This is a genomic window from Pseudomonas medicaginis (assembly GCF_965119365.1).
In the GTDB taxonomy this organism is placed as follows: domain Bacteria; phylum Pseudomonadota; class Gammaproteobacteria; order Pseudomonadales; family Pseudomonadaceae; genus Aquipseudomonas.
The window spans coordinates 5,891,802-5,904,342 of sequence record NZ_OZ221631.1; the positions used below are offsets into that span (position 1 = coordinate 5,891,802).

Annotated in this window: 10 protein-coding genes; 9 read left to right on the top strand and 1 reads right to left on the bottom strand. The window is 62.8% G+C overall.

Annotation, left to right across the window (positions count from 1 at the left end; translation table 11 throughout):
- Positions 1-4 precede the first annotated feature (4 nt).
- From gcvP to ACMTA2_RS25915, 5 genes are all read left to right on the top strand, one after another.
- Entirely contained in the window at positions 5-2,854 is a 2,850-nt protein-coding gene (gcvP, locus tag ACMTA2_RS25895; RefSeq protein WP_413792351.1) for an aminomethyl-transferring glycine dehydrogenase, read from the top strand.
- Positions 2,855-3,091: 237 nt separating this feature from the next.
- Positions 3,092-4,468 carry an L-serine ammonia-lyase gene (locus ACMTA2_RS25900; protein WP_413792352.1) on the top strand — a complete coding sequence of 459 codons (1,377 nt, stop codon included), beginning with the start codon at positions 3,092-3,094 and terminating at the stop codon, positions 4,466-4,468.
- Between the two features lie 31 nt (positions 4,469-4,499).
- Complete coding sequence (gene gcvT / locus ACMTA2_RS25905) at positions 4,500-5,624, top strand: glycine cleavage system aminomethyltransferase GcvT (RefSeq protein WP_413792353.1); 1,125 nt, start codon at positions 4,500-4,502, stop codon at positions 5,622-5,624.
- Positions 5,625-6,018: 394 nt separating this feature from the next.
- Positions 6,019-6,231 carry a cold-shock protein gene (locus tag ACMTA2_RS25910; protein WP_003175786.1) on the top strand — a complete coding sequence of 71 codons (213 nt, stop codon included), beginning with the start codon at positions 6,019-6,021 and terminating at the stop codon, positions 6,229-6,231.
- 94 nt (positions 6,232-6,325) lie between these two features.
- A complete protein-coding gene (locus tag ACMTA2_RS25915; protein WP_413792354.1) occupies positions 6,326-6,814 on the top strand; it encodes an RDD family protein in 489 nt (162 codons plus the stop codon).
- Between the two features lie 187 nt (positions 6,815-7,001).
- Here ACMTA2_RS25915 and nadA read toward each other — a convergent pair whose 3' ends face one another.
- Positions 7,002-8,060 carry a quinolinate synthase NadA gene (nadA, locus tag ACMTA2_RS25920; RefSeq protein ID WP_003205010.1) on the bottom strand — a complete coding sequence of 353 codons (1,059 nt, stop codon included), beginning with the start codon at positions 8,058-8,060 and terminating at the stop codon, positions 7,002-7,004.
- A gap of 333 nt (positions 8,061-8,393) precedes the next feature.
- Here nadA and ACMTA2_RS25925 point away from each other — a divergent pair, with 333 nt between their 5' ends.
- From ACMTA2_RS25925 to copD, 4 genes are read left to right on the top strand one after another with little or no spacing between them, the layout of a single operon-like run.
- Positions 8,394-10,211 (top strand): copper resistance system multicopper oxidase, encoded by a 1,818-nt coding sequence (locus tag ACMTA2_RS25925; RefSeq protein ID WP_413792355.1) that lies wholly within the window; start codon positions 8,394-8,396, stop codon positions 10,209-10,211.
- Between the two features lie 10 nt (positions 10,212-10,221).
- A complete protein-coding gene (locus ACMTA2_RS25930; RefSeq protein ID WP_413792356.1) occupies positions 10,222-11,124 on the top strand; it encodes a copper resistance protein B in 903 nt (300 codons plus the stop codon).
- A 52-nt stretch (positions 11,125-11,176) separates the two neighbouring features.
- Complete coding sequence (gene copC, locus ACMTA2_RS25935; protein ID WP_413792357.1) at positions 11,177-11,563, top strand: copper homeostasis periplasmic binding protein CopC; 387 nt, start codon at positions 11,177-11,179, stop codon at positions 11,561-11,563.
- A gap of 4 nt (positions 11,564-11,567) precedes the next feature.
- A complete protein-coding gene (gene copD / locus ACMTA2_RS25940) occupies positions 11,568-12,479 on the top strand; it encodes a copper homeostasis membrane protein CopD (protein WP_413792358.1) in 912 nt (303 codons plus the stop codon).
- The last annotated feature ends 62 nt before the right edge of the window (positions 12,480-12,541 follow it).

A 12,541-nucleotide genomic window follows, 5' to 3' on the forward strand; every position in this document is an offset into this window, starting at 1 on the left:
CACCATGACCGTTAATCTCGGCACCGCCAACGAATTCATCGCCCGCCATATCGGCCCGCGTTCCAGCGACGAGCAGGCCATGCTCGAGCGCCTGGGCTACGACTCCCTGGAAGGCCTGAGCGCCAGCGTCATCCCGGAAAGCATCAAGGGCACCAGCGTGCTGGACATGGGCGACGGCCAGAGCGAAGCCGACGCACTGGCCTCGATCAAAGCCATTGCCGCCAAGAACCAGCTGTTCAAGACCTACATCGGCCAGGGCTACTACAACTGCCACACGCCGACACCGATCCTGCGCAACCTGCTGGAAAACCCAGCCTGGTACACCGCCTACACCCCGTATCAGCCAGAAATTTCCCAGGGCCGTCTCGAAGCATTGCTGAACTTCCAGACCCTGATCAGCGACCTCACCGGTCTGCCGATCGCCAACGCGTCCTTGCTCGACGAAGCCACCGCCGCCGCCGAAGCCATGACCTTCTGCAAGCGCCTGAGCAAGAACAAGGGCAGCAACGCGTTCTTCGCCTCCGTGCACAGCCACCCGCAAACCCTCGACGTGCTGCGCACCCGTGCCGAGCCCCTGGGCATCGACGTGGTGGTGGGCGATGAGCGCGAACTGAGCGACGTCAGCGGCTTCTTTGGCGCGCTGCTGCAATACCCGGCCAGCAACGGCGACCTGTTCGACTACCGCGAACTGACCGAACGCTTCCACACCGCCAACGCCTTGGTGGCCGTTGCCGCCGACCTGCTGGCCCTGACGCTGCTGACCCCGCCGGGTGAATTCGGCGCCGACGTCGCCATCGGCAGTGCCCAGCGCTTTGGCGTGCCCCTGGGTTTCGGTGGCCCGCACGCGGCCTATTTCTCCACCAAGGACGCCTTCAAGCGCGACATGCCGGGCCGTCTGGTCGGCGTTTCCGTGGACCGTTTCGGCAAGCCGGCCCTGCGCCTGGCGATGCAGACCCGCGAGCAACACATCCGCCGCGAGAAAGCCACGAGCAACATCTGCACCGCCCAGGTGCTGCTGGCCAACATCGCCAGTATGTACGCCGTGTACCACGGTCCCAAGGGCCTGGTGCAAATTGCCAATCGCATCCACCACCTGACCGCAATCCTCGCCAAAGGCCTGGGCGCGCTAGGGCTGAGCGTCGAGCAAGAGAGCTTCTTCGACACCCTGACCTTGCGCACCGGCGCGCAAACCGCAGCCCTGCACGACAAGGCCCGCGCACAGCGCATCAACCTGCGTGTGGTGGACGCTGAACGCCTGGGCCTGTCCCTGGACGAGACCACCAGCCAGGCTGACGTCGAAGCACTGTGGAACCTGTTGGCCGACGGCAAGGCCCTGCCGGACTTCGCGGCCCTGGCCGCCAGCGTGCAAAGCCGTATCCCGGCCGAACTGGTGCGCCAATCGGCGATCCTCAGCCACCCGGTGTTCAACCGCTACCACTCCGAAACCGAGCTGATGCGTTACCTGCGCAAACTCGCCGACAAGGACCTGGCCCTGGATCGCACCATGATCCCGCTGGGTTCCTGCACCATGAAACTCAACGCCGCCAGCGAAATGATCCCGGTGACCTGGGCCGAGTTCGGCGCCCTGCACCCGTTCGCACCGGCCGAGCAGAGCGCTGGCTACCAGCAACTGACCGACGAGCTGGAGGCCATGCTCTGCGCAGCCACCGGCTACGACGCCGTTTCGCTGCAACCCAACGCCGGCTCCCAAGGTGAATACGCCGGCCTGCTGGCAATCCGCGCTTACCACCAGAGCCGTGGCGAAGACCGTCGCGACATCTGCCTGATCCCGTCTTCGGCCCATGGCACCAACCCGGCCACCGCCAACATGGCCGGCATGCGCGTGGTCGTGACCGCCTGCGATGCCCGTGGCAACGTCGACATCGAAGACCTGCGGGCCAAGGCCATCGAGCACCGCGAACACCTCGCGGCGCTGATGATCACCTACCCGTCCACCCACGGTGTGTTCGAAGAAGGCATCCGTGAAATCTGCGGCATCATTCATGACAACGGCGGCCAGGTGTACATCGACGGCGCCAACATGAACGCCATGGTCGGCCTCTGCGCGCCGGGCAAGTTCGGCGGCGACGTGTCGCACCTGAACCTGCACAAGACCTTCTGCATCCCTCACGGTGGTGGCGGCCCGGGCGTCGGCCCGATTGGCGTCAAGTCGCACCTGGCGCCTTTCCTGCCAGGCCACGCGAACATGGAACGCAAGGAAGGCGCGGTGTGCGCGGCGCCATTCGGCAGCGCGAGCATCCTGCCGATCACCTGGATGTACATTCGCATGATGGGCGGCGCGGGCCTCAAGCGCGCTTCGCAACTGGCGATCCTCAACGCCAACTACATCGCCCGTCGCCTGGAAGAGCACTACCCGGTGCTCTACTCCGGCAGCAACGGCCTGGTGGCCCACGAGTGCATCCTCGATTTGCGCCCGCTCAAGGACAGCAGCGGCATCAGTGTCGATGACGTGGCCAAGCGCCTGATCGACTTCGGTTTCCACGCCCCGACCATGTCGTTCCCGGTGGCGGGCACGCTGATGATCGAACCGACCGAAAGCGAATCCAAGGAAGAACTGGACCGCTTCTGCGACGCCATGATCTGCATCCGCGAAGAAATCCGCGCAGTGGAAAACGGCAGCCTGGACAAAGACGACAACCCACTGAAGAACGCCCCGCATACCGCGGCGGAACTCGTCGGTGAGTGGACCCACCCTTACAGCCGCGAACAGGCGGTGTACCCGGTGGCGTCGTTGATCGAAGGCAAGTACTGGCCGCCCGTGGGCCGGGTCGACAACGTGTTCGGCGACCGCAACCTGGTCTGCGCCTGCCCGTCGATCGAAAGCTACGCTTGACCTGTGGAGGGGCGGGCTTGCTCGCTCCTCTCAACAACACCGCGAACCTTGTGCAAGGTCACTTTCTCAAGGAAACCACATCTCCCTGTGGGAGCGAGCTTGCTCGCGATAGCGGTGTGACAGCTGACAGAAATGTTGACTGACACTCCGCTATCGCGAGCAAGCTCGCTCCCACAAAGGAGCCTGTGCCCCATTTCATAACCGTCGATCTTCATAAAAAGAAACCGGAGAAACACCATGTCGTTAAGCGTGTTCGACCTGTTCAAGATCGGTATCGGCCCTTCCAGCTCCCATACCGTCGGCCCGATGCGTGCCGCTGCCCGTTTCGCCGAGGGGCTGCGCCGTGACGATTTGCTTGAAAGCATTACCAGCGTCAAGGTCGAGCTCTACGGCTCGCTCGGCGCCACCGGCAAGGGCCACGGCAGTGACAAGGCCGTGCTACTGGGCCTGGAGGGCGAGCACCCCGACACCGTGGACACCGAAACGGTGAACGCCCGGCTCCAGGAGATCCGCAGCAGCGGTCGCCTGAACCTGCTCGGCGAACACGTCATTGAATTCAACGAAAAGCTGCACTTGGCGATGATCCGCAAGCCGCTGCCCTTCCACCCCAACGGCATGATCTTCCGCGCCTTCGATGCCGCCGGCCTGCAAGTGCGCAGCCGCGAGTACTATTCGGTCGGCGGCGGCTTTGTCGTGGATGAAGACGCCGCCGGTGCCGACCGCATCGTCGAAGACGTCACACCCCTGACCTTCCCGTTCAAGAGTGCCAAGGATCTGCTGGGCCATTGCACCACCTATGGCCTGTCTATCAGCCAGGTGATGCTGACCAACGAAAGCGCCTGGCGCCCCGAGGCCGAGACCCGCGCCGGCCTGTTGAAGATCTGGCAGGTGATGCAGGATTGCGTGGCGGCGGGCTGTCGCAACGAAGGGATTCTGCCGGGCGGGCTGAAGGTCAAGCGCCGGGCCGCGGCGTTGCACCGCCAATTGTGCAAGAACCCCGAAGCCGCCCTGCGCGACCCGCTGTCGGTGCTGGACTGGGTCAACCTGTATGCCTTGGCCGTCAACGAAGAAAACGCCTATGGCGGGCGCGTCGTCACCGCCCCGACCAATGGGGCGGCGGGGATCATCCCGGCCGTGCTGCATTACTACATGCGCTTTATCCCCGGTGCCAACGAGGATGGCGTAGTGCGCTTCCTGCTGACCGCCGCTGCCATCGGCATCCTGTACAAGGAAAACGCCTCCATCTCCGGCGCCGAGGTCGGTTGCCAGGGTGAAGTGGGCGTGGCCTGTTCCATGGCCGCCGGGGCCCTGTGCGAAGTGCTCGGCGGCACCGTGCAGCAAGTGGAAAACGCCGCCGAAATCGGCATGGAACACAACCTCGGCCTGACCTGCGACCCGATCGGCGGCCTGGTGCAGGTGCCCTGCATCGAACGCAACGCCATGGGTTCGGTGAAAGCCATCAACGCGGTCCGCATGGCCATGCGCGGCGACGGGCATCACTTCGTCTCCCTCGACAAAGTCATCCGCACCATGCGCCAGACCGGCGCCGACATGAAAAGCAAATACAAGGAGACCGCCCGCGGCGGTCTGGCGGTCAACATCATCGAATGCTGACGCGCGCCATTTTCATTTTCCAGGAGTTGCTATGTCCACCGAACAACTGTTGAAAACCCCGCTGCACGCCCTGCACCTCGAACTCGGCGCCCGCATGGTGCCGTTCGCCGGCTACGACATGCCGGTGCAATACCCGTTGGGCGTGATGAAGGAACACCAGCACACCCGCGGCCAGGCCGGGATGTTCGACGTGTCCCACATGGGCCAGATCCGCCTGACCGGCGCAGGCGCTGCCAAGGCCTTGGAAAGCCTGGTGCCGGTGGACATCATCGACCTGCCGGTGGGCATGCAGCGCTACGCCATGTTCACCAACGAGAACGGCGGCATCCTCGACGACCTGATGGTCGCCAACCTGGGCAATGACGAACTGTTCCTGGTGGTCAACGCCGCCTGCAAGGATCAGGACCTGGCTCACCTGCAAGCCCACATTGGCGCGCAGTGCAAGATCGAGCCGCTGTTCGAAGCCCGTGCCCTGCTCGCTCTGCAAGGCCCGGCCGCCGTCACTGTGCTTGCCCGCCTGGCGCCGGACGTGGCGAAGATGACCTTCATGCAGTTCCAGCGTGTCACGCTGCTGGGCGTGGACTGTCTTGTCAGCCGTTCGGGCTACACCGGTGAAGACGGTTTCGAAATCTCCGTCCCCGCCGCCGATGCGGAAAAACTGGCCCGCGCCCTGCTGGCCGAACCGGAAGTCGCGGCCATCGGCCTCGGCGCCCGTGACTCCCTGCGCCTGGAAGCCGGCCTGTGCCTCTACGGCCACGACATGAACACCGAGACGACGCCGATCGAAGCCAGCCTGCTGTGGGCCATCTCCAAAGTGCGCCGCGCCGACGGCGCCCGCGCCGGTGGTTTCCCCGGGGCTGAGGCTGTGTTCGCCCAACAACAGGGCGGCGTGAACCGCAAACGTGTCGGCCTGCTGCCCCAGGAACGCACACCGGTGCGTGAAGGCGCGGAGATCGTCAACGAAGCGGGCGAGATCATTGGCGCGGTGTGCAGCGGCGGTTTCGGCCCGACCTTGGGCGCTCCGTTGGCGATGGGTTACCTGGACAGTGCTTATGTGACACTGGATACGCCGGTCTGGGCCATCGTGCGTGGGAAAAAGGTGCCTTTGCTTGTAAGCAAAATGCCATTCGTTCCACAGCGCTACTACCGTGGTTGATTGGTTGTTTCTATAAGTAACGCGGTTGCGTTATACGTGCACTAATGTGTCACGCAACCGCCATAAAAAGGTGCATATCTTTAGAACATCAACCAACCTTATAACGAGCGCAAACAATTGAACTAGCCTATCGACAAGCCCTGCTCCGCAAGCGGCGTAAATGCTGGCAAGCTGAGCAAATACGGGGCCTTCCGGGGGGTTGTTTTTTCATTCGAAGTTGGCGTAGAGTTTGGTCACTGTGTTTGCATGGGTCGCTTGGAATCGTGACCTGGGCAGTAGCTTATGAAGTTCGCTACATCCCGTTCGACGTCTCTTACTTTCCTGCAACCCAGCCCCAGTACTCTTTCGTGTGAAAGAGGCTGTCATCAATTTTAGCGTCAAAGGAAATAAGAAAATGTCTCAACGTCAGAGCGGTACCGTCAAGTGGTTCAACGACGAGAAGGGTTTTGGTTTTATCACGCCTGAAAGCGGTCCGGATCTGTTCGTGCATTTCCGCGCCATTCAGGGCAACGGCTTCAAGAGCCTGAAAGAAGGCCAGAAAGTCACTTTCGTTGCCGTGCAGGGCCAGAAAGGCATGCAGGCTGACGAGGTTCAAGCAGAAGCCTAAGGCTTTCGCACACTAAAAAGCCCCTGATTGATATCAGGGGCTTTTTTATGGGCGTAAATCCGTAAAATGGCTTCTTTTTTCATCCGAGGCCGTCATGCCGAAACACCTGCTCACCCCCCAGGGCGACTTTCCTCCCGCCGGCCTGGGTCGTCGCCTGGCCGCGATGTTCTATGACTTCTTGCTGTGCACGGCGCTGCTGATCGTCACCAGTGGCGCCTACAAGATGATCCAGATGGCGATCATCGGCGAAGAAAAAATGCGCGTCCTGACCGAAGCCGGCGCACTGGACGGCGACCCGCTGCTGTCCACCGTGCTGCTGTTCGTGCTGTTCGGCTTCTTCGCCAAGTTCTGGACCCACAACGGCCAGACCCTGGGCATGCAGGTGTGGTGCATCCGCGTACAGAACGCCGATGGCACCGCCATCAGCCTGTGGCAGGCGCTGTTGCGGTTCGTGGTGTCGATCGCGTCACTGCTGCTGGTGGGGCTGGGCTTCATCTGGGCGCTGTTCGACAAGCGCCAGCGCAGTTGGCATGACATCTACTCGGATACGCAACTGGTGCGAATTCCCAAGAAGACCAACTGAAGCCACCTAATCAGAAAAGTTGAAATACATTTGTGGCGAGGGGATTTATCCCCGCTGGGCTGCGAAGCAGCCCCCAAACTTGACACCGCGTAGTGTCAGAGGGAATAGAGAGGGCCGCTTCGCGCCCCAGCGGGGATAAATCCCCTCGCCACAAAAAGCTCCGCAAGTCTCAATATCTTCGTCAGCTTCAGGCATTGCCCGCCAGCTTCATCCGCGCCGCCTGGGTGAAGTCCAGCATGCGCTTGAGCGGACGAATCGCCTGGGGGATCAGCGCCGGGTCGACGAAGATCTCGTTGGCGCCTTCCTGCAAGCTCTTGAGCGTGCGCTCCAGGGTATTCATGGCCATCCATGGGCAGTGCGCGCAACTGCGGCACGCCGCGCCGTTGCCGGCGGTAGGGGCTTCGATGAAGACCTTGTCCGGGCACAGCTGCTGCATCTTGTAGAAAATGCCCCGGTCAGTGGCGACGATCAGCGTCTTGTTCGGCAGGGTCTGGGCCGCGGCGATCAGCTGGCTGGTGGAGCCCACGGCATCCGCCAGTTCGATCACCGACGTCGGCGACTCCGGGTGCACCAGGATCGCGGCGTCCGGATACAGCGCCTTCATGTCTTCCAACTGCTTGGACTTGAACTCTTCGTGGACGATGCAGGCACCGTCCCAGAGCAGCATGTCGGCGCCGGTCTTGCGCTGGATGTAGGTGCCAAGGTGCTTGTCCGGCCCCCAGATGATCGTCTCGCCGTTGTCCATCAGGCTCTCGACGATTTCCAACGCGCAACTGGATGTCACCACCCAGTCGGCCCGGGCCTTGACCGCCGCCGAAGTGTTGGCATAGACCACCACGGTGCGCTCCGGATGCTGGTCGCAGAACGCCGAGAACTCATCCACCGGACAGCCCAGGTCCAGGGAGCAAGTGGCTTCCAGGGTCGGCATCAACACGCGTTTTTCGGGGTTGAGGATCTTGGCGGTTTCCCCCATGAACTTGACCCCGGCCACGACCACGGTCTTGGCCGGGTGGGCATTGCCGAAACGGGCCATTTCCAGGGAGTCGGACACGCAGCCACCGGTCTCCTCGGCCAGGGCCTGGATGATCGGGTCGCAGTAGAAGTGGGCCACCAGCACCGCGTCCTGAGCCTTGAGCTCGGCGGCGATGGCGGCGCGGTACCAGGCCTCTTGCTCGGCCGTCAGCGGCTTGGGCTGCTTGGCGTCGAGGTGAGCCTGGACCAGAAGGCGTTCGGAAATTTGCGTCATGTTCGCAAGACCTGCAAGCGCGTTTAGCGCGAAAGTCGAGTATACACCCGGCTCCGGACCACTCGGGTACCGCCGGGAAAGTGGGTATCAATCAGGCACGGGACAGCGTGAAGCCGGCAAGGCTACAGAATATCCCGTCGATGCAAAAGATCATTCTGACCTGCGTCCAATCCCAAGACCGGAGGCCCTCGCCACAAAAGCGTCACCTGGTGCTCGCCCCCGGCAAGCTGACTGAAATGTAATCACCCGCTCCGCCGGCTTATGTCATCTTCTTTTCAACGCGACACCGGGGAACCGGTGTTCGCTGCGAATCGACGGACGGACTTTCAACCCATGCAAACAAACACTTCCCGGCGAACCTTCGTAAAGGGCCTGGCTGCCGGTGGCATCCTCGGCGGCCTGGGCTTGTGGCGCGCGCCCGTCTGGGCCGTCACCGGCCCGGGCCAACCCAACGTACTGAGCGGCACCGAGTTCGACTTGTTCATCGGCGAAAGCCCGGTCAATTTCACCGGCAGCCCCCGCACCGCCCAGACCATCAATGGCGGCATCCCCGGCCCACTGCTGCGCTGGCGTGAAGGCGACACGGTGACCCTGCGGGTGCGCAATCGCTTGAAGGACACCACCTCCATCCACTGGCACGGCATCGTGCTGCCGGCCAACATGGACGGCGTTCCGGGGCTGAGCTTCAAGGGCATCGAACCGGACGGCATGTACGTGTATCAGTTCAAGGTCCGGCAGAACGGCACCTACTGGTACCACAGCCATTCCGGTTTCCAGGAGCAGTCCGGGGTCTACGGCCCGCTGGTGATCGACGCCAGGGAACCGGATCCCTTCCAGTACGAACGGGACTATGTGGTGATGCTCACCGACTGGACCGATGAAGACCCCGGCAACATCCTTCGCAAGCTCAAGAAACAGTCGGACTACTACAACTACAACAAACGCACCGTCGGCGACTTCATTGACGATGTGGGCAAGAACGGCTGGGCCAGCACGGTGGCCGACCGCAAGATGTGGGCCGAGATGAAGATGAATCCCACCGACCTGGCCGATGTCAGTGGCGCCACCTACACCTACCTCATGAACGGCCAGGCGCCGGACATGAACTGGACTGGCCTGTTCAAGCCTGGCGAGCGTCTTCGCCTGCGCTTTATCAACGGCTCGGCCATGAGCTATTTCGACGTGCGCATTCCCGGCCTGAAGATGACGGTGGTGGCGTCCGACGGACAATACGTCAAACCGGTGAGTGTCGATGAGTTCCGGATCGCCGTGGCCGAAACCTATGACGTCATCGTCGAACCGACCCAGGAGGCCTACACCCTGTTCGCCCAATCCATGGACCGCACCGGCTATGCCCGCGGCACCCTCGCGGCCAGGGCCGGGTTGTCGGCACCGGTGCCGTCCCTGGACCCGCGGCCATTGGTGACCATGGACGACATGGGCATGGGTGGCATGGACCACGGCAGCATGGGCGACATGGGGCAAATGAGCGGCATGGACCACGGCTCGATGCAGGGCATGGCCGGGATGGACGACAGCCAGATGCAAGGTATGGATCATAGCCAGATGCAGGGCATGGGCGACATGGCCCGGATGGATCACGGTGCCATGCAAGGCATGGACGGCATGCTGTCGCACCCCGACACCGAGAAAGGCAACCCCCTGGTAGATATGCAGGCCATGAGCGTCAAGCCCAAGCTCGACGACCCGGGCATGGGGCTGCGCGACAACGGCCGCAAAGTGCTGACCTACTCAGACCTGCGCAGCACCTTCCCCGACCCCGACGGCCGCGAGCCGGGCCGTACGATCGAGCTGCACCTGACCGGGCACATGGAGAAATTCGTCTGGTCGTTCAACGGCGTGAAATTTTCCGACGCCGCGCCGCTGCTGCTCAAGTACGGCGAGCGACTGCGCATCGTGCTGATCAACGACACCATGATGACCCACCCCATCCACCTGCACGGCATGTGGAGCGATCTGGAGGACGAGAACGGCCAGTTCATGGTGCGCAAGCACACCATCGACGTGCCACCGGGCGCCAAGCGCAGCTATCGCGTCACCGCCGATGCCCTCGGGCGCTGGGCGTACCACTGTCATCTGCTGTTTCACATGGAGATGGGGATGTTCCGTGAAGTTCGGGTGCAGGAATGAGGAGCCGACCATGACCACTGTTTTTCAATACCCCATGGCACTCATTGCCAGCCTGACCCTCGGCGCCACCACCTCGGCCTGGGCGGCGGGCAACGACATGCAAGGCATGGATCACAGCCAGATGCCCGGGATGGACCATAGCCAGATGCAAGGTATGGATTCGATGCAAGGCATGGAACCCATGCAATCAGCGCCGACCACCAGCCGCACGCCGATCCCGGAACTGACTGCCGCCGACCGCGCCGCCGTCTACGAGGATCATGGCGGACACGCGGTGCATGACAGCGCCATCCATTCGTTTTTCCTCATCGACCAGCTGGAGTGGCAAGACGCCGATGACGGCAGCGCCCTGAGCTGGGATGCCTCGGGCTGGATCGGCGGCGACATCGACCGTTTGTGGCTGCGCTCCGAAGGTGAACGCCTCAACGGCAGGACCGAAGAGGCGGAACTTCAGGCCCTGTGGGGCCACGCCATCAGTCCTTGGTGGGACGTGGTGGCCGGCGTACGCCAGGACTTCAAGCCGGGCGATGCGCAAACCTGGGCCGCCTTCGGCGTGCAAGGCATGGCGCTGTACAACTTCGAAGCCGAGGCCACCGCGTTCATCGGCGAAGGTGGCCAGAGCGCGGCGCGGCTGGAAGGTGACTACGACATCTTGCTCACCAATCGGTTGATCCTGCAGCCCACCGCCGAGGTCAACTTCTATGGCAAGAACGACCCCGCCCGCGGTGTCGGCTCAGGGCTGTCGGACACCGAACTCGGCGTACGGCTGCGTTATGAAATACGCCGCGAATTCGCCCCCTACATTGGCGTCACCTGGAATCGGGTCTACGGCAACACCGCCGACTACGCCCGGGAAGAAGGCGAAGACCGCAGCGAAGCCCGCCTGGTGTTGGGCGTGCGCATGTGGTTCTGAGCCACTGACCTGTTTCACTCAAAACTAAAAACCGAGCTGTAGGAGTCCTTGCATGTCACTCATCAAAACCGCTGTTGTTGCTGTCGCCTTGTCCACCGGCCTGCTGGTCAGTGGCCTGGCCCAGGCCCACCCGAAACTGCTGTCCTCTACCCCCGCCGAGGGCGCCGAAGGTGCGGCACCGGCAAAGATCGAACTGCACTTTTCCGAAAACCTGATGACCAAGTTTTCCGGTGCCAAGCTGATGATGACCGAGATGCCCGGCATGGCGGCGCATTCGCCCATGCCCATGCCAGCCAAGGTCTCCGGCAGCGATGACCCGAAAACCATGGTCATTGTCCCGAACGGCCCCCTCACCGCCGGCACCTATCAGGTCCAGTGGCGCGCGGTGTCGTCCGACACGCACCCGATCACCGGTAACGTCACGTTCAAGGTGAAGTGAGTTGATGAGCGACTCGATCAACATCGCCCTGCGTTTTGCCCTGTATTTGGATCTGATGTTGCTGTTCGGCCTGGCCGCGTTCGGGCTCTATAGCCTGCGAGGCCAGGAGCGGGTCTCGGGTGCGCACTTGTCTTTCACGCCGCTGCTGCTGACCACGGCGGCGCTGGGCGGGTTGCTCTCCCTGGCGGCCATGGCGTGCATGGCCTGGGCCATGAGCGGTGTGTCGGCGTGGGCCGAACTGTGGCCACACATTGAAATGATGGTGGTGGAGACCGAGGTCGGCCTTACGTGGACCCTGCGCATGGCGGCGCTGCTGCTGGCCGGTATCGCCGTGACGCTCAATCACCGATGGCCGACTGCCAGCCTAGGCCTGGTCGCGCTGTGCGGGGCCGTGGCGCTGGCGACATTGGCCTGGACAGGCCACGGCGCCATGGACGAAGGCGCACGCCGTCACTGGCACTTCATCACCGATTTCCTGCACCTGTGGGCGGCAGGTGGTTGGGTCGGTGCCTTGGCCGCGTTTGTCCTGTTGCTTCGCCAGGCTGAACCTCGGCTGGCGGTGCTGGCCCGGACATTGACCGGGTTTGAAATCGCCGGGGCGGTGATCGTGGCGATCATCAGCGTGACGGGAGTGGTCAATTACCTGTTCATCGTCGGCGCCAGCGTCACAGGGCTGCTCGACAGCACCTATGGTCAGTTGCTGGCGCTCAAGCTCCTTTTGTTCGCAGCCATGCTGGTGTTCGCCGCGTTGAACCGTTTTCACCTGAGCCCGCTGCTGGAACAGGCCCGACAGACCGGCGGGCACGGCGTGGCAGTGAATGCCCTGCGACGCAGCATGGTCCTGGAGTTCGCCGTGGCGGTGGTCATCCTGGGGTTGGTGGCTTGGCTGGGGACGTTGAGCCCGGGGATGGAATAAGAGGCTGTGAGCTACAGTGTGGCGAGGGGATTTATCCCCGCTGGGTTGCGAAGCGCCCCCCA

Coding starts and splice junctions, on each gene's coding strand:
- gcvT (WP_413792353.1), top strand. CDS start 4,500: ATGTCCACCGAACAACTGTTGAAAACCCCGCTGCACGCCCTGCACCTC.
- ACMTA2_RS25930 (WP_413792356.1), top strand. CDS start 10,222: ATGACCACTGTTTTTCAATACCCCATGGCACTCATTGCCAGCCTGACC.
- copD (WP_413792358.1), top strand. CDS start 11,568: ATGAGCGACTCGATCAACATCGCCCTGCGTTTTGCCCTGTATTTGGAT.
- copC (WP_413792357.1), top strand. CDS start 11,177: ATGTCACTCATCAAAACCGCTGTTGTTGCTGTCGCCTTGTCCACCGGC.
- gcvP (WP_413792351.1), top strand. CDS start 5: ATGACCGTTAATCTCGGCACCGCCAACGAATTCATCGCCCGCCATATC.
- ACMTA2_RS25915 (WP_413792354.1), top strand. CDS start 6,326: ATGCCGAAACACCTGCTCACCCCCCAGGGCGACTTTCCTCCCGCCGGC.
- ACMTA2_RS25900 (WP_413792352.1), top strand. CDS start 3,092: ATGTCGTTAAGCGTGTTCGACCTGTTCAAGATCGGTATCGGCCCTTCC.
- ACMTA2_RS25910 (WP_003175786.1), top strand. CDS start 6,019: ATGTCTCAACGTCAGAGCGGTACCGTCAAGTGGTTCAACGACGAGAAG.
- ACMTA2_RS25925 (WP_413792355.1), top strand. CDS start 8,394: ATGCAAACAAACACTTCCCGGCGAACCTTCGTAAAGGGCCTGGCTGCC.
- nadA (WP_003205010.1), bottom strand. CDS start 8,060: ATGACGCAAATTTCCGAACGCCTTCTGGTCCAGGCTCACCTCGACGCC.